The organism is Bradyrhizobium ottawaense (genome assembly GCF_002278135.3).
GTDB classification, from domain to species: Bacteria; Pseudomonadota; Alphaproteobacteria; order Rhizobiales; family Xanthobacteraceae; genus Bradyrhizobium; species Bradyrhizobium ottawaense.
Genome location: NZ_CP029425.2, coordinates 5,997,966 through 6,022,400, shown reverse-complemented (window position 1 = coordinate 6,022,400; position 24,435 = coordinate 5,997,966). Strand labels below are relative to the sequence as shown.

The following is a 24,435-nucleotide window of genomic DNA, read 5'->3' as shown; positions in this document are numbered from 1 at the left end:
GCAAATGCGTCGCATTATTTGACAGTTTTGGCCAACCAGCAGAACATCATGGAAAACCATCTGGCCGGGAGAAGCGCGTGAACGTCAAAGCTGCCCTGTCGCCCGAGGATGTTGCCCGCGCCTGCGCTGAGGCGATGTGGGCGGAGGACGATGCCTCCAAAGGGCTCGGCATGGAGATCGTGGAGATTGGCCCCGGCTATGCAACGCTCGCGATGACGGTGCGGCCGGATATGGTCAACGGCCAGCGCATCGCCCATGGCGGCTTCATCTTCACACTCGCCGATTCCGCCTTCGCCTTTGCCTGCAACTCGCACAACGAACGCGTGGTCGCAGCGCAGGGGCAGATCACCTTCATCAAGCCGGGCAGGCTCGGCGATCGCCTTGTTGCGAAGGCGTGCGAGGTCACCCGCGGCGGCCGCTCCGGCATCTATGACGTGCGAGTTACCGCAGGCGATACCGTCATCGCCGAATTCCGCGGACACTCGCGTGTCATTCCCGGCACGTGGCTGCCGACGCAGAACCAATAATCAATCAAGAAAAAACTAATCAATGGTGGGAAGCGAAGATGGCTTTGACGAGACTCAAGGAAGGCGGCAGCGCCTATAGCGCCGAGATGGACGCGCATGAGCGCGCCTCGCGCGACGAGATCATGGCGCTGCAGAAGCAGCGGCTGACCTGGTCGCTGAAGCACGCCTATGACAACGTGGCGCATTATCGCAAGGCCTTCGACGAGGCCGGCGTGCATCCGTCCGATTTTCGCGAGCTCTCCGATCTCGCGAAATTCCCGTTCACGGTGAAAACGGATCTACGCGACAACTATCCCTTCAACATGTTCGCCGTGCCGCGCGAAAAGCTGGTGCGCGTGCATGCGTCCTCCGGCACGACCGGCAAGCCGATCGTGGTGGGGTATACGCAAGGAGACATCGACACCTGGTCGGACGTGATGGCGCGCTCGATCCGCGCCGCCGGCGGCCGCACCGGCATGATCATCCACAACGCCTACGGCTATGGCCTCTTCACCGGCGGCCTTGGCGTGCATTACGGCGCCGAAAAACTCGGCTGCACCGTGGTGCCGATCTCCGGCGGCATGACCGAGCGGCAGGTGCAGCTCATCAACGATTTCAGGCCCGACATCATCACGGTGACGCCGAGCTACATGCTGGCGATCCTCGACGAGTTCAAGCGTCAGAAGCTCGACCCGCGCCAATGCTCGCTCAAGGTCGGCATCTTCGGCGCCGAGCCCTGGACCAATGCGATGCGCGGTGAGATCGAAGAGGCCTTCGACATGGACGCGACCGATATCTATGGTCTGTCCGAAGTGATCGGCCCCGGCGTCGCCCAGGAATGCATCGAGACCAAGGATGGCTTGCACATCTGGGAGGATCATTTCTACCCCGAGGTGATCGATCCCGAGACCGGTGCCGTGCTGCCCGACGGGGAAAAGGGCGAGTTGGTCTTCACCTCGCTCACCAAGGAAGCCTTTCCGGTGATCCGATATCGCACCCGCGACCTGACGCGGCTGCTGCCGGGTACGGCGCGGCCGGGCATGCGGCGGATGGAGAAGGTGACGGGCCGCTCGGACGACATGATCATCCTGCGCGGCGTCAACCTGTTCCCGACCCAGATCGAGGAGGTGCTGCTCGCGACCGATTGGTGCGGCGGCCACTTCATCCTGGAACTGACCCGCGAAGGCCGTATGGACGAGCTGACCATCATCGCGGAGGCGCGATCCGAAAGCTGGGACGGCCGCGGTCTTCTCGACCATGCCGACCGGATTTCGACGCACATCAAGAACACCATCGGCATCACCTCCAGAGTGCAGGTGGTCGCGCCCGCCACGCTGGAACGCTCGCTGGGCAAGGCCAAACGCCTCTACGATAAGCGGCCCAAGGACTGATTTGACCGGACTTGACCGATTGACTTGATCGGCCCCAAAGGCGACAAGGCCCGCGAGAAATCGCGGGTCTTTTCATGTCGCCAGCCGATACCAAAACCATCGAAGCGCGCTGTGTGCGCCTCAATGCCAAGGCCGAGAACGCCGCGGCGGTTGCGCCGGTGGTCGAGCGTCACACGCTGACGCGCGGCCCCAATGATCTCCTGATCGAGGTGAAGGCCGCCGCCGTCAATCCCTCCGACGTGAAGGCCGCGACCGGGTTGATGCCCTATGCCGTATTCCCGCGCACGCCGGGCCGCGACTATTCCGGCGTGGTGATCGACGGGCCGGCCGGCACGGTCGGCCGCGAGGTGTTCGGCTCCTCCGGGGATCTCGGCATCCGCCGCGACGGCACTCACGCAACCCATCTCGTCGTCGAAGCTGACGCCGTCGTCGATAAGCCGAAGACGGTGTCCTGGGAGGAGGCCGCCGGCATCGGCGTGCCCTTCGTTACCGCGATGGAAGGTTTTCGCCGCGCGGGCGTGCCGAAGAACGGCGAGAATGTTTTGGTGTTCGGCGTCAATGGCAAGGTCGGCCAGGCCGCGGTGCAGATCGCGACCTGGCAGGGCGCGCGCGTCATCGGCGTGGTACGCAAGGCAGAGGCTTACGAAGGCCACACCAATGCCCCCATCGAGGTGATCGACGCGTCCGCGACCGACGTCGCCACGCGCGTGCGCGAATTGACCGGCGGCAAGGGCGCCGACATCGTCTTCAATACCGTCGGAGATCCCTATTTCCAGGCCGCGCACAAGTCGCTCGCATTGCGTGGCCGTCAGATCCTGATCGCCGCGATCGACCGCATCGTGCAGTTCAACATCCTCGAATTCTACCGGGGCCAGCACACCTATGTCGGCATCGACACGCTCGGCCTGTCGTCGGCCGCGACTGGCGCGGTGCTGCGCGATCTCGGCGCGGGCTTTGCAAGCGGCCAGCTGAAGCCGTTCCCGATCAAGGCGAATGCCGTCTATCCGCTGGAGCGCGCCAAGGAGGCGTATGTCGCGGTCGCCGGCTCTTCGCGGGATCGCGTGGTCCTGAAGCCGTAATCATGGATTCGTCCGCAGCACTCGTCATCTTCGCCGGCCTCGCCATCGGCCTTGTCTACGGCGCCGTCGGTTTGCTCAGCGGCTTCTGCCTGATGAGCAGCATGCGCGGCTGGCTCGCGCAAGGAGACGGGCGGCTGGCGCGGACCTATGCGCTGGCGATCGCCGTCGCGATCGCCGCCAGCCAGTTCCTTGCCGGCAACGGCATGGCCGATTTGGGCAAGTCGATCTACCTGCAGCAGACGTTCTCGGCGCCGGTGCTGTTCCTCGGCGGGGTGCTGTTTGGTTACGGCATGGTGCTGTCGAACGGCTGCGGCTCGCGCGCCCTGGTGCTGCTCGGCCGCGGCAATCTCCGCTCCTTCGTCGTCGTGATCGTGCTCGCCATCGCTGCGCAGATGACCCTCAAGGGTCTGATCGCACCGGCGCGCATCGCGCTGGTTCAGGCCTCGCAAACCACCGTCAGCGCCAATTCGCTGCCGTCGCTGCTGGCGACGCTTGGCCCAGCTGAAGCTCTTTCGCGCGCGCTGGCTGCCGCCGTGCTCGTCGTCGTGCTGATCCTGTTTGCCTTCGCGCATCCGGCCTTCCGCCGCTCGCCCGGTCAGATCGCAGCGGGAATCATCGTCGGCCTGCTCGTTGCCGCGGGCTGGCTCGTCACCGGCTATCTCGGTGCCGACGACTTCAATCCGGTGCCGGTGACCTCGCTCACCTTCATCGCGCCGATCGCGGACGCGCTGCAATACGCCATGCTCTCGACCGGCCTGACGCTCAATTTCGGCATTGCGACGGTCGCCGGCGTCCTCGCCGGCAGCCTCATCACCGCGCTCGCCACCGGCCGCTTCAAGCTCGAAGGCTATTCCTCGCCGCGCCACATGCTGCGCTCGGGCAGCGGCGCCGCGCTGATGGGCATCGGCGGCGTGATGGCGTTCGGCTGCTCGATCGGGCAGGGGCTCACGGGCGTGTCGACGCTGGCGCTGGGCTCGTTCGTCGCGCTCGCCGGCATCCTGCTCGGCACGACCGCGGGTCTGCGTGGCGTGCTGCGGGTTCAACCGCTCGCGATGGCCTGACCGCGCAACAGCCGGTCGCCGAGCGTCGCAAGTCCGATGCCGGTGACGATCAATCCGGCCGCGACGGCGAGGCTCAAGTCGAGGGGCTCGCCCAGCAGGATCGCCGCACTGGCGATACCGACGAGCGGCGTCCCGGTGGTGCCAAGCGACGTCGTCAGCGCCGAGATGCTCTTGTTGACCATCGACATCGCCCAATAGGCCAGCGCGGTTCCGATCAGGCCGGAGTACAGGAACAGCATAGCCAGCCGCCACGACCATTCCACATGTGGCAGCCCGTCGATGACCATCGCCAGGGTCGAGAGCACGACCGTGGCCACGAGCACTTGCCAAAACAGGAGCTGGAGCGGGGAGGCGATCCAGCGATGCGCGCGGATATAGATGATGTTCGCAGCCCACGAGATCGCGGCCAGGATGACCATGCCGGCGCCGAGCACGACGTTGGCATTGCCCCAGTCTATTGAGGACGGATTCAGGATCACGGCAAGGCCGATCAGTCCGAGCAGGGCGCCGGCAAGCTTGGGTGCGGTCAGCATGTCCTTCCCGAGCAGGGGTGCCGCAATCGCGACCCAGAGCGGCGTGGTGTAGCCGAGCACGATGCCCTTGCTCGCGGGCAGGAAGCGCAGGCCGGCCGCGACCAGAATGGAGAAGAGCGTCATGTGCAGCAGCGCGACGCTGAGGACCACCGGCACGTCGCGCCGCTCCGGAATCACGAGATTGTTGCTCAGTCCGAGGATGACAAACAATCCTGCCAGCGCGATCCAGCTCCGGATCGCCGAGCTCCACAGCGGCGGGACGAGCTGCACCAATTGCTTCGTCACCGACCAGTTCACGCCCCAGGCCAGCACGACGATGAGGAACAGGCCGACGGCCGCGCGGGGGGACAGGGAGTTCATCGCAAGATCCTTGAAGCAGTCCGGTCCGGCCGATAGCATCCGCACTGGTACCCACAAAAGCGCCAGATCGGAAAGGAACAAGGTGCCAGTTTCGGACGATATGATCTCGGCCCTGATCGACCTGAAGCGGGCCGGCGACGACGGGCTGGTGGCTCAACTGACGAGCCAGCTCCGAGGCTTGATCGCGACCGGCCGCCTCGGCAAAGGCCGCACGCTCCCCTCAAGCCGCCGGCTCGCCAGCGATCTCGGCGTTTCCCGCAACACCGTCACCTATGCGTTCGAGCAGCTCGCCGCGGAGGGATATCTCGCGGCGTCGCACGGCCGCCGTCCGGTGGTCACCGTCGACGGCGGCGAACGGCGTCAAGGAGCGGAGGCCGTTGCGGCGCGCGTGCGCACCGGCAAGCCGCGGCTTTCACCCTGGGCCTCGCAGCTCAAGCAGACCGACTGGCCGATGTCCTATCAGGTGCCGCTCAGACCGTTGCGGCCAGGGCTTGGAGATGCGCGGGAGTTTCCGAACGAGATCTGGGCTCGCTGCCTGCGCCGCAGCGCCGTGCGTGCGGCCAAACGCGAGCTCGGACCCGTCAACCGAACGCGCCTGCGCGAGGCGCTCGCGCATTATCTGGCCGCGAGCAGAGGCGTTCGCGCCACGGCAGAGCAGGTCATGATCCTGCCGAGCGCGCAGGCCGCGCTGACCTTGATCGCGGCAGTTCTCATCTCCCCCGGCGACGAGGTCTGGGTCGAGGATCCCGGCTATCCCGGCGCGGCCGCCGCTTTCCGCGCCTCCGGCGCGCGCGTGACCGGCATGAGGCTGGACACGGAGGGCATGCAGCGGATGCCGGGTCTCGCGGCTCCGAAATTGATCTTCATGACGCCATCGCACCAGCATCCCACCGGACGGCTGATGTCACTGGCGCGCCGCACCGAATTTCTCAGGCTGTGCAGGCCCGGCAAGACCTGGATCGTGGAGGACGATTATGACGGCGAATTCCACTATGACAGCCGGCCGGTGCCGGCCTTGCAAGGCCTCGATGCCCATGGCCGCGTGTTCTATGTCGGTACCTTCTCGAAGGTGATGACATCGGATATCCGACTCGGCTATCTCGTCGTGCCGTCGGCATTGGTCAGCACGTTGGAAATCGCGCAGCGGCACATCGGGTTGATTGCCGCGAGCCACATCCAGGAAGCGCTGGCCGAGTTCATCGCCGACGGGCATTTCCTCGCGCATCTGCGCCGGATGCGCCGGCTCTATCACGCGCGCCGCGACCACCTCGTTGCAGGACTGGAGCGCCATCTGGGCGAGATGCTCTCGGTCGAAGTGCCTGCGGGCGGCATCCAGCTCGTCGCCCGTCTCAAACGCGGCACCGCCGATCGGGCGGCAGTCAAACGACTGGCTGCCGCGGGCGTCGAAACGCGGGCGCTGTCCAGCCTTGCGCTGGACCGGCCGCGGGATCATGGCCTGCTGCTCGGTTTTGCGGCCTGGCGCGAGAACGAGATCGGCGCGGCATTGCGGACGATGGCATCGTGCTTCTAGCGCAGTCGCACTAGCCCACGGCCTTCGTCACGATGCGGATCTCCGAGGTCAGTGTCCGATGCACCGGGCACTTGTCGGCGATCTCCATCAGCTTCTTGCGCTGCTCGGCATCCAGCGCGCCGTCGATTGCGATGTCGCGCTCGATCTGGTCGAGCATGCCCTCGCGCGTGTCGCACTCCGCGCAATCCTTGGCGTAGATTTTCGAATGCTTCAGCGTAACGGTGACGCGGTCGAGCGGCAGCGATTTGCGGTCGGCATAGAGACGCATGGTCATGGAAGTGCACGCGCCCAAGCCGGCGAGCAGGAAATCGTAGGGCCCGGGGCCGGCGTCCTCGCCGCCGGCAGCCACCGGCTCGTCTGCCACAAGCTGATGCGGGCCGACGCTGATGATCTGGTTGAACTTGCTCTTGCGGGTCTCCCGGACCACGACCTGGCGCGGCGCCTCAGGCAGATCCATCGCCTTCGCGGGCTTTGCCGTGTCGATGTAGCGGCTCGACCAGGCCGCGATCAGATCGGCCGCATAGAGCGCGTCGGCGGGCTTGGCGAGCAGATGATCGGCATGGTCGAGCGAGACGAAGCTCTTGGGGTGCCTGGCCGCAACGAAGATCTTGGTCGCATTGTCGATGCCGACGGTGTCGTCGACCGGCGAGTGCATCACCAGCAGCGCCTTGTGCAGCCCCGTGATGTCCTTCATCAGCTCGTGCTCGGCGATGTCGTCGAGGAACTCGCGCTTGATCCGGAACGGGCGTCCTGCGAGCGAGACCTCGACCTCGCCCTGCGCGCGGATGTTGTCGAGATTCTCCCTGAAGAGGCCGGTCACGTGCGCCGGATCGGATGGCGCCGCGATGGTCACAACTGCCCTGGCTTCCGGGATATGTCCGGCTGCCGCGAGGATCGCAGCGCCGCCGAGGCTGTGGCCGATCAGGAGCGACGGCGCCTTGCGGGCGTTGCGCAGATGGTCGGCTGCGCGGACGAGATCGGCGACGTTGGACGAAAAGGTCGAATTGGCGAAATCGCCTTCGCTCGAGCCGAGCCCGGTGAAGTCGAAGCGCAGCACCGCGATGCCTTTGGCTGCCAGCGCGACCGAGATGCGCTTGGCGGCGAGCGTATCCTTGCCGCAAGTGAAGCAGTGCGCAAACAGCGCGTAGGCCGCGGGCTCGCCGTCCGGCAACTCCAGCGCGGCGGCAAGCTGATGTCCGCCTTCGCCCGTGAACTGAAAGCGCTCCGTCGACATGGGCTTCCCCTCGTTCCTGCTTGAATTCTAATCGTCGGAATAGCGTTGCTCGGCCCAGGGGTCGCCGCGACTATGATAGCCGCGGACCTCCCAGAAGCCCGGCGCGTCCGCGGTCAGGAATTCGATGGCCTGGAGCCATTTCGCGCTCTTCCAGAAATAGAGATGCGGCACGACCAGCCGCACCGGGCCGCCATGCTCCTCCGTCAGCGGCTGGCCGGACCAGCTATGGGCGAGCAGCGCATCCTCGGCGGCAAAGTCTTCCAGCGCGAGGTTGGTGGTGTAGCCGTCATGGGAATGCAGCGTCACGAAGCGTGCATCCTCGCGCGGCTGGCAGGCCGCGAGCAGATCACGCGTGGCAAGCCCTTCCCACTCATTGTCGTAGCGCGACCAGGTGGTGACGCAATGGATGTCGGAGGTGAACCGGGCCTGCTTCTGCGCGATGAATTCGTCGAAGGTCCAGAACACGGGGCTCTCGATCGCGCCGTAGACGTCGAGCCGCCAGCGCTCGCGTGACACCGGCGGCACGACTCCGAGATCGAGCACAGGCCAGTCCTTGGTGAGGTGCTGGCCGGGCGGCAGCCGTTGGTCCTCCGGCCGCGTGATCTTCCCTGTGAGGAAGCGGCCCTCGCGCGCCCATTTCTCCTTGGTGCGCGTCAGCTTGCTGTCGGATGGCGTCTCGTCAGCCATGGTCTACTCGTGCCGATGCATTGCCGAAGTGTGCTTGGTGTCGCGCATGGTAGCATAGATGATCAAGGACAGGCAGATGATGCCGCTGAGGTAGAAGTAGAACCATTCCTCGTGCCCGATGCTCTTGAAATAGAGCGCGATCGCCGGCGCGGTGCCGCCGAAGACCGACACCGTGATGGCATAGGGCAGGCCGACGCCGAGCGCGCGGACATTGGTCGGGAACAGCTCGGCCTTCACCACGGCGTTGATCGAGGTGTAACCGGCGACGAACAGCCAGGCACAGCAGATCAGGACGAACGCGACGAAGGGCGACTTGGTCTCCTTCAGCGTCATCAACAGCGGTACGGTCGCGAGCGTGCCGGCGACACCGAAGAAGATCAGCAGCGGCTTGCGCCCGATCTTGTCGGAGATCGCGCCGTAGATCGGCTGGAGGATGGTCGCGAAGACCAAGGTGCCGAAGATCACGAAAGTGGTCTGGTCCTCGGTCAGCCCGACCGAAAGCTTGACGAAGGTCTGCATGTAGGTGGTGAAGGTGTAGAACGCTGCGGTGCCACCGGCGGTGAGGCCGACCACCAGCAGCAGCTCGCGCGGATAACGCAGCAAATTGGTGATCGAGCCGGTCGGCTTCACCACCTTCCTGGCTTCCTCGAACGCCTCCGTCTCGTGCAGGCCGCGCCGCATCACCGCTGCGAAGATCGCCAGCGCTGCGCCGATCGCGAAGGGGATACGCCACCCCCAGTCCTTCAGCTCCTGTGGGGTGAGGAAGACCTTTTGCAGGAGCAGCAGCACGATGATCGCGGTGAGCTGGCCGCCGATCAGGGTGACGTATTGAAAGCTCGAATAGAAGCCGCGGTGCCTGGGATCTGCGACCTCGCGGAGATAGGTGGCGCTGGCGCCATATTCGCCGCCGAGGCTCAGGCCCTCGATGACGCGTGCAAGCGCGAGGATGACCGGCGCGGCGAATCCGATCGTGGCATAGGTCGGCGTCAGCGCGATGATCAGCGAACCGAAGCACATGAAGACGACAGAGAGCGTGAGCGAGATGCGCCGTCCGAAATGGTCGGCGAGATAGCCGAAGAACCAGCCGCCCAGGGGGCGCATCAGGAACGTCGCCGCAAAGACGACGGCGACGTTCAATTGCTGCACGACGGGGTCGTTGCCAGGGAAGAAGGCGGGAGCGAAATAGAGCGCGAACGCCGTATAGGCGTAGAAATCGTACCATTCGACCAGATTGCCGATGGAGCCGATGAAGATTGCCTTGATCCGCCGCTTGGCGTCGGCGATGTCGATGTAGTCGGAGGCCGGCTCGATTGCTTGTTCGGTCATGCCCGGCCTCTCCGTTGTCTGGAAAGGCCTACATCGCCTTTCCGAGCAAGAATGGCAACTGGCGGGGGCCCCGCACCGTGCCCTGTGACCAGGTCACGGCGCCTGCCGGATCGAGTCGGAAATCTGGAATGCGTTTTAGCCATTCCTCCAGCGCAACCTGCATCTCCATGCGCGCCAGGTTGGAACCGACGCAGCGGTGAATGCCGAGGCCGAAGGCGGCGTGCCGGTTTTCGCGACGGTCGATCACGACTTTGTCAGCGTCCGGAAACATCTTGGGGTCGCGATTTGCGGCCGGGAAGGACAGCAGCACCATGTTGCCCGCCTTGACCGGGCAGCCCGAGATCGTGGTCTCCTTGACCACCTCGCGGGCCATCGTCACCGGCGAATAGGCGCGCAGCAGCTCCTCAACTGCGATCGGGATCAGTCCTGGCTCGGCGATCAGCCGTTCGCGATCGCCCGGCGTCTTAGCGAGGTGCCAGAGCGAGGAACCGATCGCGCTCCAGGTGGTGTCGATGCCGGCGATCAGGAGCAGGCGCAGCGAGCCCAGCACGTGCGACTCTTCCAGCGGCTGACCTTCCTTGTCCTTGGCGTTCATCAGATAGGAGATGAGATCGCTGGTCGGCCTCGATCTGCGCTCTTCGATATGCGTCCTGAAATAGGCGCTCATCTCCTGCACGGCCTGCAGCAGCTTGCTCTCGTCCTTGATGCCCAGCTCGAGGATCATGTGGATCCAGTTGATGAAGACATCGCTGTCGCTCTCGGGGATGCCGAGCATGTGGGCGATGGCCCGAACCGGGATATATTTGGCGTAGCGTGCGGCGGCGTCGACCTTGCCATCGGCGATGAAGCCGTCGATCAGCTCGTTGCAGATCGCGCGCATCCGCGGTTCCAGCTTCTTCATCGCGTCCGGCGTGAAAGGCGGCAGCAGCAGCTGCTTGGCCGGCTTGTGCACGGGGGGGTCCGAAGTGATCGGCGGTGCGGCGTTCCTCGCCACCTCGGGACGGACGTCGCGCACGATGATGCGGCGCGAGGAGAAATGCTCGGTGTCGTTGGCGATCTCGCGTACCGCCTCATAGGTCGTCGGCATGTAGCAGCCGAGGAAACGCTCGGTGTGCACAACCGGGCTCGCTGCGCGCAGCTCGTCCCAGATCGGGAAGGGATCCTCCGTCCATTGCGGATCGGTATGGTCGAAATCATGGACCCAGTCGGTGACGGGCGGATGGGCGGCGGGCGGACTGGCGTCGGACATGGCAGGGAATCCCTTGGCTCGTGTTCGCTGAAAGGACGCGGGGCGGCAGAGGCCGCACTACTCCTCGATCACATCGATCGCGATTTCCGGGCAGTTGGATTTGGCAAGCCACGCCTTGTCCTCGAGTCCCGGCGGGACCGTGCCGTCGCCGGCTTCGTGGGCGTTGCCGTATTCGTCCAGCTCGAAAAGTTCCGGCGCGAGTGCCTTGCAGCGCGCGTGGCCCTGGCATTTGTCGGGATCCACGTGAACCCTCAGTCGCTCTGTCATGGCGGCATCCTCGGTCGTATGCGCGGGGCCCGCAGGGCGGCGCGTTCCTCATGTCGATTTTTGTCCGCGGCATTTGCCGTGGGCTTTAAGTTATATGCTATTACATTCGCGGCAGGCTTTCCCTGTCAAGCGCAAACTTATAGGTTCGCCACACCATGCGCTCACAACTCGCCCGCAAGCCTGCGAACACCTACCATCATGGCGACCTTCGCGATGCTCTGATCAAGGCCGCATTGCGTGAGGCGGAGCAGGGCGGTGCCGAGGCGATCAGCATCAAGGCGCTGGCGAAGCAGCTCGGCGTCTCGCAGCCGGCGCCGTACCGGCATTTCGCCGATCGCGAGGCATTGCTCGCGGCGGTGACGGCGGAGGCATTCCGGCAGCTCAGCGCGATCTTTCGGGAGGCGATGGCGAAACCGTCAACGCAATCTAAACTGTCGCGGCTGGCGCAGGCCATGCTCGAATTCGGATTGCGACGGAACGGCATCTACCGCCTGATGTTCGCGTCCCGCACGGTGGCATGGGCCGCCAAGGGCAGCGAGCTGCACGAGGCTACGCGCGAGACCTTTTCGCTCGTGATCGAAGCCCTGGAAGTGCCCGCCGTCGGCTATTTGCGCGAGCGCCAGGCGCTCAAGATCTGGGCGGCGTTGCACGGCGTGGTGATGCTGGCCGAGCAGGGCCTGTTCACCGGCGAGGCCGCGCATGCCACCCGCGAGGAACTGGTCGAGGATTTCGTCAGCGAAACGAAGGCCGCGCTCGCCGCTGCCATCAAGGACGTGCGGCGTCGGAAAGCGACAGGTGCCTAAGCCTTCGCTTTCAGCAGCTTCATCAGCTTGTCGACCGCGCTGTCAGGCGTGGTCACGACGGGACGGCCAGTCGCTTCCGAGACCAGCGGTGCCGTTGCTGCGATGCTGAACTGCGCCAGCGCGATGACGTCGCAATCTCGCAGGTCCTTTGACGCTTCGACGATCAGCCGGTCGTGGGTGGCGCGGTCCCCGCGGTCGAGCGCCGCCAGCGCGCCCTCGGCAAGCTTCGACACGATTTGGACGGAGGCCGGAAACTCCGGCGGCATCGACACAAGGGTCGGGGGGAAAGTGGACAACAGGCCGATGCGCCTGCCCATCGTCGCCGCGCGCTCGATCATGGCTTCGTTGGGCTTGAGCACCGGCATCGGCGCATGCGCGCGTGCGACCGCCTCGATACAGGGGCCGAAGGCCGAGCAGGTGAACAGGATCCCGTTCGCCCCGGTCGCCGCCGCATAATCGCCGAGTGCGAGGAAGCGATCGGTCATGGCATCGTTGAGCGCACCGTCCCGGGCAAGATCCGCCGACAGGCTGTCGTCGAGCAGGTTCATCAGCCGCGCCTCCGGCCACGCTTTTGCAAACGCGGCTTCGATCGGGGCGATGGAATGCTTGAGGGCGTGGATCAGGGCGATGCGCATGGGATGTCTCGTCTCCCTCGCCCCGCTTGCGGGGAGAGGGGCGGGGTGAGGGGGGAGTCTCCGCGGGGACGGTGAGAGTTGGACTCGCGGAGAGTCCCCCTCACCCGACCGCTGCGCGGTCGACCTCTCCCCGCAGGCGGGGAGAGGTGAACTCCCTACTTGAACGGCACCGCGTACATCAAGCCGCCCTTGCTCCAGAGGCCATTGAGGCCGCGGTCCAGCTTGAGCGGGCTTGCTTTGCCGACATTGCGCTCGTAGATCTCGCCGTAATTGCCGGTGACCTTGATCGCGGTGACCAGCCATTTGTTGTCGAGCCCGAGCCGCGAGCCGAGGTCGCCGGAGGCGCCCAGCAGGCGCTGGATCGCGGGCGTCTGCGACTTCGCCATCTCGTCGACATTGGCCTGCGTCACGCCGAGCTCCTCGGCCTCGATCAGGCCGTAATGCAGCCAGGTGACGATGTCGCTCCAGACCTCGTCGCCGTTGCGGGTGAAGGGCCCGAGCGGCTCCTTGCTGATCGTCTGCGGCAGCACGACGTAGTCGGCCGGGTTCGGCGCCGCGGTGGTCACGGCGCCGGCGAGTGCGGAGGCGTCCTGGGTCATGGCATCACAGCGGCCGCCGAAGAAGGTCTGGTACATGGTGTCGACGCGGTCGAATACCAGCGGCTTCCAGTCGATGCCGTTGGCGCGGCCGTAATCGCCGAGCGTGACTTCGTGCGTGGTACCTTGAGCCACGCAGACGGTGGCGCCTTTGAGATCCTTGATGTCCTTGACGCCCAGGTCCTTCTTCACGACAAAGCCCTGGCCGTCGTAGAAGTTGACCGGGCCCTGCCGCAGGCCCAGCGTCACACCGCGCAGATAGGTCTGCGTCGAGTTGCGGTAGAGCACGTCGATCTCGCCCGATTGCAGGGCGGTGAAGCGGTTCTGCGCCGTCAGCGAGACGTAGCGCACCTTGCTGGCATCACCGAGCACGCCAGCAGCGAGCGCGCGGCAATAATCGACGTCGAGACCTTTGTAATTGCCTTGCGAGTCGGGCGCCGAGAAGCCGGCAAAGCCGGCGCTGACGCCGCACACCAGCGTGCCACGGCTCTTCACCGTATCGAGCGTCGCGGCGGATGCGACAACCGTCGATGCAGCGAGGACGCTCGCTGCGATAACCACTTTCCTCATCATGCTACTCCCCTCAGTGATTGACACTACGCAACACGTTGTCGACGGCCGTGCCGAGCTTGTCGACGATCAGGTCGATCTCCTCTGCGGAGGCGATATAGGGCGGCGCCAGCAACACGTGGTCGCCGCGCACGCCATCCACGGTGCCTCCGCCGGGATAGCAGCCGAGCCCATTGGCGAAGGCCTCCGCTTTGATCTTCTGATTGAGCTTGAGCGCGGGATCGAACGAGGCGCGGCTGCCGCGATCGGCGACGAGCTCGATCGCCCAGAACAGGCCACGGCCCCTGATATCGCCGACATGGCGGTGATTGCCGAAGCGCTCGGTCAGGCGCTGTTCGAGCTGCTTGCCGCGCTCCTTCACGCGCTCGAGCAGGCCGTCCTCGCGGATCACCTCTTGCACCGCCAGTGCGGCGGCGCAGGCGAGGGGGTGTGCCAGATAGGTGTGGCCGTGCTGAAAGGCACCTGAGCCCGCGCGGATGGTGTCGATGATCCTGCCGCTCGCGAGCATCGCCCCAATCGGCTGGTAGCCGCCACCGAGGCCCTTGGCGATCGCCTGGATGTCGGGCGCGACCCCTTCCTGCTCCCAGGCATGCGTGGTGCCGGTGCGGCCCATGCCGCACATGACTTCGTCGAGGACGAGCAGCGCGCCGTGCCGGTCGCAGATCTCACGCACCGCCCTGAAGTAGCCGTCCGGTGCCGTCACCGCGCCGGCGGTGGCGCCGACGACGGGCTCGGCGAGGAACGCCGCGACCGTGTTGGGACCGAGCCGCTGAAATTCCGCTTCGAGCTCCGCCGCCAGGCGCGCCACGAACTGCGCATCGGATTCACCGTCGCGCTTCTCGTGATAGGCAAACGCCGGCGTCACATGACTGAAGGCGGCCGAGAGCAGCGGCGCATAGGGCGCGCGGCGCCAGGCATTGCCGCCGGCCGCAAGGGCGCCCAGCGTGTTGCCGTGGTAGCTCTGTCGCCGTGCGATGAAATGTTGTCGCTGCGGCTCACCGCGCTCGATGAAATACTGCCGCGCGAGCTTGATGCTGGCTTCGATCGCCTCGGACCCGCCGCTGACGAAGTAGGCGTAAGCGAGACCGCCGGGCTCGTGGCCGACCAGCGTCTCGGCGAGCGCTTCGGCCGGCTCGGACGAGAAGAAAGCAGTATGCGCATAGGCCAGCGTCGAGGCCTGCTTCGCCATCGCCGCGATCACGCGTGGATGCTGATGGCCGAGGCAGGAGACCGCTGCGCCGCCGGAAGCGTCGATCACGCGGCGTCCGTCCTCGGCAAAGAGATAGACGCCTTCGCCGCCGATCGCCTTGGGCGGCGTCTCGCGGAGCGAGCGGTGCAGCACGCGGCTGGTGCGAGCGGCCATGGATCAACCTTTCTCTGAGACGTAGATGGAGGCAGCAGTGAGCCGCGCCTCGGTAGTCTCCAGGCGCTTCTTCGCGGCCACGCCGCCGAGCGAGAATGTCACCGCGGCGAGCGACTGCGCGATCGCGATGGCGCCGGTGAGACTCGGGAAGAAACCGGGAGAGGAGGCCGCCTCGAACAGCAGCACGTGGTCAGCGCCCTCGGCCATCGGCGCAGAGAGACTGTCCGCGATGGCAATCAGGGTTGCGCCGCTGTGATGGGCGGCTTGCGCGACGCGGACGCTCGCATGCGTGTAAGGCAGGAAGCCGATGACGATGACGGCCTCGCCTGGCCGGAAGGCGCCGAGATCGAGATCGTCGGGACCGGATACGCCGACGAGCTGCACCTGCTCGGGGCGGAACAGCCGCAGCTCGTAGTTCAACAGCTCGGCAACGCTGCGGCAGCTGCGATAGCCGGCGATCCAGATCCGCTTGGCCTCATGCAGGGAGCGCGCGGCCTCCGCAATCGGCTGCGCCGGAATGCGCGGCAGGCCGGCGGCCTCGGCCTCGAGCTTGTCGGTGACCAGCGCGACATCGGCATTTGGGCCGGGCCGGCGGCTTCTGGCGCGGCCGGAGAAGGGCGAAGTCTGCGATGGTCGCCGCGCCTCGGTCAGCGCCGCGCGCAATTCGTCCCAGCCCGAATAACCGATCGCCTTGGCGAGCCGCGTGAACGCGGCGGGATCGGCGCCGGCTTCGGCCGCGAGGTCGCGCATCGAGCGGGTGGTGGCGTCGTAATCGTTGGCGGCGACGAAGCGCCCGACTTCCTGCAGCCGCATCGGCAGCGATGGCAATGCAATGCGCAGTTCGCTCAGCGGCGAGGATTTCGCGGGCTCGGCCATGAAACATTTGTTGCACGAATTATAGATTGGTGCAACAGTTGACGTGCGCTGGCCGGAAATCGTCGCTCTTCAAGAAGGATTTTTGCGCTGTGACCACGGACGCTCGGAGACCGCCGCGCCGCCGCCTGTTCGGCGCATGGGGACGCCGCGAGCTGCAGGGCCTGTTCTGGCAGGTGCTGGTGGTCGGGATCGCGGTCGCGGTCATCGCGTTTCTCTGGTCCAACACCGTCACCAACCTCTCGGCGCGCCGCATCACCACCGGCTTTGCCTTCCTCGGCCGCGAGGCCGGCATGCCGATCGCCGACAGCCTGCTCGCCTATAATCCGAGAGACACCTATCTCTGGGCCTTCGTCGTCGGCGTCGGCAACACCTTGCGCGTCGCCGTGATCGGCATCGTGCTCGCGACCATCCTGGGCACGCTGATCGGCATCTCGCGCTTGTCGGCCAACTGGCTGCTGTCACGACTCGCCGCCGTCTATGTCGAAACGCTCCGCGACATCCCGCTGCTGCTTCAGCTCCTGTTCTGGTACGTGCTGATGCAGGCGCTGCCGGCCGCGCGCGCGGCATGGCGGCCGATCGAGGGCGTGTTCCTGTCAAATCGCGGCCTGATCCTGCCGGCCATTCCGCTTGGCCCGCCGCAGCTTTGGGTGCTCGGCACGGCGGTGTTCGGCCTTGCCGTGGTCTATCTCATCCGGCGATGGCTGATCGCGCAGCAGATGCGCGACGGCAAGCCGCGGCCGGTATGGCCCTTTGCGGTGAGCTTCATCCTCGCGTTGCCCGTGCTGGTGTCAGTACTGCTTCGCGTGTCCTGGACAATCGAATGGCCGGAGCTGCGCGGCTTCAATTTCGTCGGCGGGCTGACGCTTGCCCCGGAATATTTTGCGCTGCTGATCGCGCTCGTCACCTACACCTCGGCCTTCATTGCCGAGATCGTGCGCAGCGGCATCCAGTCGGTGCCACGCGGACAGTGGGATGCCGCCAACGCGCTTGGCCTGCGCCGCAGCTTCATGCTGCGACAGATCATCCTGCCGCAGGCGCTGCGCGTCATCGTGCCGCCGATGACGAGCCAGTATCTCAACCTGACCAAGAATTCCTCGCTCGCGGTCGCGATCGGCTACCAGGACGTGGTCTCGATCGCCAACACCACGCTGAACCAGACCGGGCAGGCGATCGAGGCGATCGCGCTAATCATGGCGGTGTTCCTGACCATCAGCCTTTCCATCAGCTTCTTCATGAACTGGTACAATTCGCGCATCGCGCTGGTGGAGCGCTGAACATGACCGCGATCGCCGACATGCCGGAAGTGCCGCGCGCCGCCCGCCGTCCGCAGACGGGAAATCCGGCGTTGCGCTGGCTGCGCACCAATCTGTTCTCGTCGATCCCGAACGGTATCCTCACCGTCGTGCTGCTGGCGATCCTCGCCAAGGGCATCTTCAGTTTCGTGCAGTGGGGCATCGCCAATGCCGTGTGGCTGACCCCGGCGAACGATTCCAGTGCCTGCCGCGCTGTGCGTGGCCTCGGCGCCTGCTGGGCGATCATTCCCGAAAAGTACCGCTTCATCCTGTTCGGCACCTATCCGTTCGACGAGCAGTGGCGGCCGGCGCTGTCGGTATTGCTGTTCATCGCGCTGTTCTACCTCTCCACCCGTCGCGCTTTGTGGCGGCGCGAGCTGGTCCTTCTCTGGATCGGAGCGCTCGCGCTGATCAGCGTGCTGATGTGGGGCGGCGTGCTCGGCCTTTCCTTCGTTTCGCAGGATCGTTGGGGCGGCCTGCCGGTCACGCTGATCCTGGCGACGTTTGGCCTTGCATTCGGGTTTCCGCTCGGCATTCTCGTCGCGCTCGGCCGGCGTTCGAAGCTGCCGGCGATCCGCTCGCTCAGCGTGCTCTATGTCGAGCTGATCCGCGGCGTGCCGCTGGTGAGCCTGCTGTTCATGGCAAGCGTGATGTTTCCGCTGTTCATGCCCAGTGGATTCAATATCGACAAGCTGCTCCGCGCACAGACCGCGATCATCCTGTTTGCGGGTGCCTATCTCGCCGAAGTCATCCGCGGCGGCCTTCAGGCCGTGCCGCGCGGGCAATACGAGGCTGCCGATGCGCTGGGGCTGTCCTATTGGCGCAAGAACCGGCTGATCATCCTGCCGCAGGCGATCCGTCATGTCATTCCGCCGCTGGTCAACACCTTCATCGCTTTCTTCAAGGACACCAGCCTCGTCCTCATCATCGGCATCTTCGATCTGCTGACGACGGCGAAGACGGCGATCATCGATCCCGCCTGGCAGCAGTTCTCGGTCGAGGTCTACATCTTCGTCGCCGCGATCTATTTCATCTTCTGCTTCGCAATGTCGCGCTACAGCCGCAGCCTCGAGGCGACGAGCCGAACGTGAGGATCTCGTGTCCCGGACAAGGCGCAGCGCATCAGCGCTGTGCCGCAGAGCCGGGACCCAGAAGATGCACGGGAAGTCGTGGAAGGATGGGCCCCGGCTCTGCAGCGCACCGCCGAAGAGGCGCTGCGCTGCGTCCGGGGCACGAGAGTGAGATTACTTTTGCACCTTCGGATCGATCGGCGTCGTGTTGCGCAGGCCCAGAATATCCTCCAGCACCTTCGCGCCCGCGAGCACCTGCGCATCGCCCCTTGGTGCGCCAACGACCTGCACGCCGACCGGCAGGCCAGACGCCGTGAAGCCGCACGGCAACGACAGCGAGGGGCAGCAGGCGAGCGTGATGGCGTAGACGATGCCGAGCCACTCGACGTAATTGTCGAACCTCTTGCCGGCGCATTCGGCGACATAGCGGTGTTCGATCGGGAAGGGCGGCACGATCGTGGTGGGCGTCAGCAACAAATCGTAGGTCTTGAAGAACTCGACCGCCCGCGCAGTCATGCCGACGCGCTGGGCCTCGGCGCGTTCGAGCTGCTCGACCGTGAGCTTGAGGCCTTCCTCGATGTTCCAGATCACCTCGGGCTTGAGCAGGTCACGCTTGGTGCGCAGCAGATTGGCCTTGGTGATCGCGAAATCGAAGGCGCGCAGCACGTGGAAGCATTCATGCGCCTCGCGCCAGTCCGGATGCGCTTCCTCGACGATGGCGCCGGCCTCGGCAAAGCGTTCCGCCGCCTTTCGCGTGATCGCCTTCACCTCGGGATCGACAGGCGTAATGCCGAGATCGGGCGAATAGGCGATGCGCTTCGGCTTCTTGCCGGACTGAGCCGCCGACAGGAATGAGGTCGTGGGCGCCGGCAGCGACAGCGGATCGTCCGCGTAGTCGCCGCTCATCGCATCCAGCAGCAGCGCGAGATCCTCGACGTTGCGCGCCATCGGGCCGACCACGCCGAGATTGCGATCGATGCCGGATTTGGGGGTATGCGCGACGCGGCCGATGCTCGGGCGCATGCCGACGACGCCGCAGAAAGCCGCGGGGCTGCGCAAGCTGCCGCCCATGTCGGAGCCCTGCGCCAGCCAGGCCATGCCGGTGGCCAGCGCCACGGCCGCGCCGCCGGAAGAGCCCGCCGCGGATTTTGAAGTATCCCAGGGATTGAGGGTCGCGCCGAACACCTCGTTGAAGGTGTTGGCGCCGGCGCCGAATTCCGGCGTGTTGGATTTGGCGTAGACGACCGCCCCGTTGGCCTCGAGGTTCTCGACCATGAGGTCGGACTTGGCAGGGATATTGTCCTTGAAGATCGGCGAGCCCTGCGTGTTCAGTACGCCCGCAACGTCGGTCAGATCCTTGATCGGCACCGGCAGGCCCGCGAGCAGCCCCCGCGCGCCGGCGGGTTTCCGCATCAAGGCCTTGGCGCTGTCCCGCGCGCGCTGGAAACACAGGATCGGCAGCGCGTTCACCTTGCCGTCGACTTCACTGATGCGCTTCTCCACGACATCCAGCAGTTCGAGCGGCGAGACATCGCCGGACCGCAGCTTGTCGACGACGGCGCAGGCGGTTTCACGGATCAGGTCTTGAGACAATTATTGTACTCCTAGCTCTAGATTGTCATTCCGGTGCGCCCGAAGGGCGAACCCGGAATCTCGAGGTTCTCAGGTGCGCAATCGCGCACCATAGTTCGATGCTTTGCATCGCCCCGGAACGACGGTCCCCGAGGTCAGTTAACCCCATCCAGCGCTGATGCCGCCGTCGACCGTGTAGATCACACCCGACGTATACCCGGCGCGGTCCGACGCCAGGAACGCCATGAGGTCGCCGATCTCGCGCGCATGCGCGGGACGGCCGAGCGGCAGGCTCATTGGGATTCCTTGTAGCGGTTCTCGTCGCCGAACTGGTGCTTGGCCCGCGTCTTCAGCAGGGTGACGTGGCGATCGGTGCCGACGGGGCCGGGATTGATGCCGACCACGCGGATGTTGTCGGCGAGACTTTTTCCCCCGAGCGCGCGGGTGAAGGCCATCAGCGCGGCATTGCCGGCGCTGCCGCAGATGTAGTTGGCGTCGAATTTTTCGCCGGCCGCGCCGATATCGTTGACGATGACGCCGCCGCCCTTCGCCTTCATCTGCGCGTAGATCTGCCGCGTCAGGTTGATATAGCCGAACACTTTCAATTCCCAGGCGTGACGCCAGGTCGCCTCGTCGATCTTGTCGATCGAGCCGCCGGGGATGTCGCCCGCATTGTTGACGAGCACGTCGATGTCGGCCGCTTCCTTCGCGAGCCGCGCCAGATCCTCAGCCTTGCGAAGATCGACGATGCTCGTTGCGGCATCGATCTGGTGGGCGGAGCGCAGGCGCTCGGCCAGCGCCTTGAGCTGGTCGCCGTCGCGGGCGGCGAGCAGGAGGTGTGCGCCTTCCTCGGCAAACGCTTCGGCGGCTGCGGCGCCAATGCCCTTGGACGCGCCCGTGATCAGGACGCGCTTGCCACGCAGATGCAGATCCATGAGGTTACTCGCAGGATAGGAACAGGATAAAATCAGTAGGCGCTTGGCCGCGCCATGGTCAACATTGCAGTGCAGCGTTGCGCTGCCGCTGCGTTTGGTCCATTGCAGTGCGGTCAAAAGGCGGCGGCTGCCGGACCAACCAAGGACGTTCTCGATGAGCAAGAAACAATACCGGATCGCGGTCATTCCCGGTGACGGCATCGGCAAGGAAGTGATGCCTGAGGGCCTGCGCGTCCTGGAATCGGCGGCGAAGAAGCACGGGGTCTCCCTGCATTTCGACCATTTCGACTTCTCGTCGTGGGACTATTACGAGAAGCACGGCCAGATGATGCCCGATGACTGGAAGGACAAGATCGGCAAGCACGATGCGATCTATTTCGGTGCGGTCGGCTGGCCGGCCAAGATTCCGGACCACGTCTCGCTGTGGGGCTCGCTGATCAAATTCCGCAGGGAGTTCGACCAGTATGTGAACCTGCGCCCGGTGCGGCTGATGCCCGGCGTGCCGTCGCCGCTGGCGGGCCGCAAGCCCGGCGATATCGATTTCTGGGTGGTGCGCGAGAACACCGAAGGTGAATATTCCTCCGTCGGTGGCCGCATGTTCCCCGACACCGACCGCGAGTTCGTGACCCAGCAGACGGTGATGACCCGCACCGGCGTCGACCGCATCCTGAAGTTCGCCTTCGAGCTCGCGCAGTCGCGGCCGAAGAAGCATTTGACCTCGGCGACCAAGTCCAACGGCATCTCCATCACCATGCCCTATTGGGACGAGCGCGTGGAGGCGATGGCCAAGAAGTTTCCGGGTGTGAAGTGGGACAAGTACCACATCGACATTCTCACCGCGAACTTCGTGCTGCATCCGGATTGGTTCGACGTCGTGGTCGGCTCCAATTTGTTCGGCGACATCCTCTCCGACCTCGGTCCGGCCTGCACCGGCACGATCGGCATCGCGCCGTCAGGCAACATCAACCCCGAGGGCGATTTCCCCTCGGTGTTCGAGCCGGTGCACGGCTCGGCGCCTGATATCGCCGGCCAAGGCATCGCCAACCCGATCGGTGCGATCTGGTCGGGCGCCATGATGCTCGAGCATCTCGGCGAGAAGGAAGCCGGCCAATCGATCGTCGAGGCGATCGAGCGCACGCTGGCCGAACGCACGCTCCGCACCAAGGACCTCGGCGGCAACGCCGACACCACGGCCTGCGGCAAGGCCGTCGCGGATATGGTGGATTGACGGAGAATGCGCAGGGCGGGTTAGCCAAGCAGATGCGCAAAGCGCATCTGCTTGGCGTAACCCACCTCTCGGCGAAGAAGGTGGTGGGTTACGCCTGCGGCTAACCCACCCTACGATTTCTATTTCATTCTCGATCAGCCAGCGATGTCCTCGATCGCCGTCTGATCCAGCCCGAACTTCTTCCCGGCCTCGATGATCTCCTGCCAGGTGGTCGGATCGACCGGAATGCCTTCGGCAAGGCGCTTCTTCTTGGTCTCGCGCTCGGGCTCGCCGGCGATTCTGACCTTGTCGACGCCGGGGGCAGGCGGCGAGCCGGTTTGCCAGGCAACAAAACTCTCGACTTCGCGCGCGAGGTTTTCGCCGGTGCCGAGCTTGCCGGGATCGATGACGATCGAGAGCATGCCGTTGAGGACGTTGTACTTGCCGTCGGAGGGGCCCTTGACCACCTGCCCGCCGGAGAGCGCGCCGCCGAGGATTTCGCAGACCAGCGCGAGGCCGGAGCCCTTGTGCTCGCCGAAGGGGAGGATGGCGCCGTGCGGCGGGATCACGGTGTAGCGCGGGTTGGTGGTGGGCTTGCCTTCATTGTCGATGATGGTGCCAGGCTCGAGCGCGACGCCCTTGTTGTGGGCGACGCGGGTCTTGCCTTGTGCGATCCTGCTGGTGGCGAAGTCGAGCACGATCGGGTCCTTGCCGGCGCGCGGGATGCCGACGCAGAACGGGTTGGTGCCGTGGCGCGCATCGCTGCCGCCCCAGGGCGCCACGATCGGGCGGGAAATGACGTTGACGAAGTGGATCGAGACCAGTCCGTGGTCGATGCACTGCTCAGCCCAGTGGCCGATGCGACCGATGTGATGCGAATTGGAGAGGCCGACGAGGCACACGCCGTTTCGCTTAGCGCGTTCGGCTGCCAGCTCCATCGCTTCATGACCGATCACCTGGCCGTAGCCGGTGAGGCCGTCGAGGGTGAGGAGCGGACCGGTGTCGAGCACGATCTTGACGTGCGCGTTGACGGCGAGGCCGCCATTGGTGACGCTTTGGACATAGCGCGGGATCATGCCGACGCCGTGGGAGTCATGGCCCTTGAGGTTGGCCTCGACCAGATTGGTGGCCACGAGCTCGGCTTCGCGGTCCGAAGACCCGCCCGCCTTGACGATGGCACGAATGGCGTTGGTGAGCGGCTCTGCCTTGATGGTGCGATAATCGGCCATTGTTATTGCTCTTGCCCTCATGATTTGGTGGGAGCGTAGGGTGGGTTAGCCGAAGGCGTAACCCACCACTTCTGTCTCCGCGGAAACCAAAGAGGTGGGTTACGCCAAGCAGACGCGCTTCGCTTACTGCAGGGCTAACCCACCCTACGAATTCACGATCCGGCGGCAGTGCTCCCACGCCGCGCCAATCAGGTTCTCGCTCGCCTCCGGCGTACGGAACGCCGAATGCGCCGACAGCGTCACGTTCGGCAGTTTTGTGAGCGGATGATCGCCAGGCAGCGGCTCGATGTTGAAGACGTCGAGGCCGGCATGGCGGATGTGGCCGGATTTCAGCGCGTCGATCATGGCGGCTTCGTCGACGACAGCGGCGCGGGCGGTGTTGATGAGGATGACACCACGCTTCATTTTTGCGATCTTCTCGCGCGTGATCATGCCGCGCGTCTCGTCGTTGAGCAGCAGGTGCAGCGACACGACGTCGCTCCTTGCCAGCACGCTGTCGAGATCGGTGAATTCCACGCCCGGATGGCTCTTCGGCGAGCGATTCCAGGCGATCACCTTCATGCCGCCGCCGGACGCAATGCGCGCGACCTCGGCGGCGATGCCGCCGAAACCGATCAGGCCGAGCGTCTTGCCGGTGAGCTGCATGCCGTCTTCGCGCAGCCAGTTGCCGACGCGCATCTCGCGGTCCATCATCGCGATGCCGCGGGCCGACGCCCACATCAGCGCGATTGCGGATTCGGCGACCGCGGTATCACCATAGCCCTTGATCAGATGCACGGAGATGCCGAGTTCTGCCAGCTCCTCAGGGTTCATGTAGCTGCGCGCGCCGGTGCCGAGGAACACGACGTGCTTCAGCCCCGCGCACTTCTTCGCCACCTCGGTCGGCAGCGCGGTGTGATCGACGATGGCGATCTCGGCGCCATCGAGGATCTCAGGATATTGCTCGGGCTTGATGTCGGGATCCCGGTGGATCCGCACCTTGGGATCCCCGGGCTTCTCCAGCCGTTCCATGATCACGGCTAGCGCTTCATTGGCGTCGACGAAAACTCCGCGCATGGCTCTC

At 65.2% G+C, this 24,435-nt stretch carries 22 protein-coding genes and 1 pseudogene; 9 read left to right on the top strand and 14 right to left on the bottom strand.

Features of this window, described 5'->3' with window-relative positions; genetic code table 11:
• The first annotated feature begins 77 nt into the window (after positions 1 to 77).
• From paaI to CIT37_RS28525, 4 genes are all read left to right on the top strand, one after another.
• Entirely contained in the window at positions 78 to 527 is a 450-nt protein-coding gene (gene paaI / locus CIT37_RS28540) for a hydroxyphenylacetyl-CoA thioesterase PaaI (RefSeq protein WP_038947071.1), read from the top strand.
• A 38-nt stretch (positions 528 to 565) separates the two neighbouring features.
• Entirely contained in the window at positions 566 to 1,897 is a 1,332-nt protein-coding gene (gene paaK, locus CIT37_RS28535) for a phenylacetate--CoA ligase PaaK (protein WP_028143415.1), read from the top strand.
• A 74-nt stretch (positions 1,898 to 1,971) separates the two neighbouring features.
• Complete coding sequence (locus tag CIT37_RS28530; RefSeq protein WP_095426346.1) at positions 1,972 to 2,976, top strand: quinone oxidoreductase family protein; 1,005 nt, start codon at positions 1,972 to 1,974, stop codon at positions 2,974 to 2,976.
• 2 nt (positions 2,977 to 2,978) lie between these two features.
• Positions 2,979 to 4,037 (top strand): YeeE/YedE family protein, encoded by a 1,059-nt coding sequence (locus CIT37_RS28525; protein ID WP_038972765.1) that lies wholly within the window; start codon positions 2,979 to 2,981, stop codon positions 4,035 to 4,037.
• Here the strand turns inward: CIT37_RS28525 and CIT37_RS28520 are convergent.
• Complete coding sequence (locus CIT37_RS28520; protein ID WP_095426345.1) at positions 4,016 to 4,930, bottom strand: DMT family transporter; 915 nt, start codon at positions 4,928 to 4,930, stop codon at positions 4,016 to 4,018. The two genes, CIT37_RS28525 and CIT37_RS28520, sit on opposite strands and share 22 nt — an antisense overlap.
• Positions 4,931 to 5,030: 100 nt before the next feature.
• On the opposite strand from CIT37_RS28520, the gene pdxR reads away from it, so the two are divergent.
• A complete protein-coding gene (pdxR, locus tag CIT37_RS28515) occupies positions 5,031 to 6,461 on the top strand; it encodes a MocR-like pyridoxine biosynthesis transcription factor PdxR (protein ID WP_174719474.1) in 1,431 nt (476 codons plus the stop codon).
• 10 nt (positions 6,462 to 6,471) lie between these two features.
• On the opposite strand, the gene CIT37_RS28510 is transcribed toward pdxR, so the two are convergent.
• The 5 genes from CIT37_RS28510 to CIT37_RS28490 are packed head-to-tail and all read right to left on the bottom strand — an operon-like array spanning position 6,472 to position 11,224.
• A complete protein-coding gene (locus CIT37_RS28510; RefSeq protein WP_095426343.1) occupies positions 6,472 to 7,695 on the bottom strand; it encodes a bifunctional alpha/beta hydrolase/OsmC family protein in 1,224 nt (407 codons plus the stop codon).
• A gap of 27 nt (positions 7,696 to 7,722) precedes the next feature.
• Positions 7,723 to 8,382 (bottom strand): sulfite oxidase-like oxidoreductase, encoded by a 660-nt coding sequence (locus tag CIT37_RS28505; protein ID WP_095426342.1) that lies wholly within the window; start codon positions 8,380 to 8,382, stop codon positions 7,723 to 7,725.
• Positions 8,383 to 8,385: 3 nt separating this feature from the next.
• Positions 8,386 to 9,708, bottom strand: a complete 1,323-nt coding sequence (locus tag CIT37_RS28500; RefSeq protein ID WP_095426341.1) for an MFS transporter — start codon at positions 9,706 to 9,708, stop codon at positions 8,386 to 8,388.
• A 28-nt stretch (positions 9,709 to 9,736) separates the two neighbouring features.
• Positions 9,737 to 10,957 carry a cytochrome P450 gene (locus tag CIT37_RS28495; protein ID WP_095426340.1) on the bottom strand — a complete coding sequence of 407 codons (1,221 nt, stop codon included), beginning with the start codon at positions 10,955 to 10,957 and terminating at the stop codon, positions 9,737 to 9,739.
• Positions 10,958 to 11,014: 57 nt separating this feature from the next.
• Positions 11,015 to 11,224, bottom strand: a complete 210-nt coding sequence (locus CIT37_RS28490) for a ferredoxin (RefSeq protein WP_007607931.1) — start codon at positions 11,222 to 11,224, stop codon at positions 11,015 to 11,017.
• 155 nt (positions 11,225 to 11,379) lie between these two features.
• Between CIT37_RS28490 and CIT37_RS28485 the strand changes: the two genes are divergently transcribed.
• On the top strand, positions 11,380 to 12,027 hold the full coding sequence (locus CIT37_RS28485) for a TetR/AcrR family transcriptional regulator (RefSeq protein WP_028143405.1): 648 nt from the start codon (positions 11,380 to 11,382) through the stop codon (positions 12,025 to 12,027).
• Here CIT37_RS28485 and CIT37_RS28480 read toward each other — a convergent pair.
• From CIT37_RS28480 to CIT37_RS28465, 4 genes are all read right to left on the bottom strand, one after another.
• Entirely contained in the window at positions 12,024 to 12,662 is a 639-nt protein-coding gene (locus tag CIT37_RS28480; protein ID WP_028143404.1) for an aspartate/glutamate racemase family protein, read from the bottom strand. The genes CIT37_RS28485 and CIT37_RS28480 overlap by 4 nt on opposite strands.
• A gap of 155 nt (positions 12,663 to 12,817) precedes the next feature.
• Complete coding sequence (locus tag CIT37_RS28475) at positions 12,818 to 13,831, bottom strand: amino acid ABC transporter substrate-binding protein (protein WP_028143403.1); 1,014 nt, start codon at positions 13,829 to 13,831, stop codon at positions 12,818 to 12,820.
• 10 nt (positions 13,832 to 13,841) lie between these two features.
• Entirely contained in the window at positions 13,842 to 15,191 is a 1,350-nt protein-coding gene (locus CIT37_RS28470; RefSeq protein ID WP_095426339.1) for an aspartate aminotransferase family protein, read from the bottom strand.
• Positions 15,192 to 15,194: 3 nt separating this feature from the next.
• Positions 15,195 to 16,067, bottom strand: coding sequence for a MurR/RpiR family transcriptional regulator (locus tag CIT37_RS28465; protein WP_028143401.1), 873 nt, complete (start codon positions 16,065 to 16,067; stop codon positions 15,195 to 15,197).
• Between the two features lie 89 nt (positions 16,068 to 16,156).
• Here CIT37_RS28465 and CIT37_RS28460 point away from each other — a divergent pair, with 89 nt between their 5' ends.
• Positions 16,157 to 17,341 (top strand): amino acid ABC transporter permease, encoded by a 1,185-nt coding sequence (locus CIT37_RS28460; protein ID WP_028143400.1) that lies wholly within the window; start codon positions 16,157 to 16,159, stop codon positions 17,339 to 17,341.
• Positions 17,342 to 17,343: 2 nt separating this feature from the next.
• The gene (locus tag CIT37_RS28455; RefSeq protein ID WP_095426338.1) at positions 17,344 to 18,450 is read left to right on the top strand and encodes an amino acid ABC transporter permease; all 1,107 of its coding nucleotides are present in this window, start codon (positions 17,344 to 17,346) and stop codon (positions 18,448 to 18,450) included.
• Between the two features lie 153 nt (positions 18,451 to 18,603).
• Here the strand turns inward: CIT37_RS28455 and CIT37_RS28450 are convergent, their stop codons facing one another.
• Both CIT37_RS28450 and CIT37_RS28445 read right to left on the bottom strand, forming a co-directional pair.
• A complete protein-coding gene (locus CIT37_RS28450) occupies positions 18,604 to 20,022 on the bottom strand; it encodes an amidase (RefSeq protein ID WP_038947086.1) in 1,419 nt (472 codons plus the stop codon).
• A 138-nt stretch (positions 20,023 to 20,160) separates the two neighbouring features.
• Positions 20,161 to 20,936: pseudogene (locus CIT37_RS28445) on the bottom strand (SDR family oxidoreductase).
• Between the two features lie 154 nt (positions 20,937 to 21,090).
• On the opposite strand from CIT37_RS28445, the gene CIT37_RS28440 reads away from it, so the two are divergent.
• Positions 21,091 to 22,164, top strand: a complete 1,074-nt coding sequence (locus CIT37_RS28440) for a tartrate dehydrogenase (RefSeq protein ID WP_028143396.1) — start codon at positions 21,091 to 21,093, stop codon at positions 22,162 to 22,164.
• A gap of 134 nt (positions 22,165 to 22,298) precedes the next feature.
• Here the strand turns inward: CIT37_RS28440 and CIT37_RS28435 are convergent, their stop codons facing one another.
• Entirely contained in the window at positions 22,299 to 23,372 is a 1,074-nt protein-coding gene (locus tag CIT37_RS28435; protein WP_028143395.1) for a malate/lactate/ureidoglycolate dehydrogenase, read from the bottom strand.
• Positions 23,373 to 23,516: 144 nt separating this feature from the next.
• Entirely contained in the window at positions 23,517 to 24,428 is a 912-nt protein-coding gene (locus CIT37_RS28430; protein ID WP_095426337.1) for an NAD(P)-dependent oxidoreductase, read from the bottom strand.
• Positions 24,429 to 24,435 lie beyond the last annotated feature (7 nt).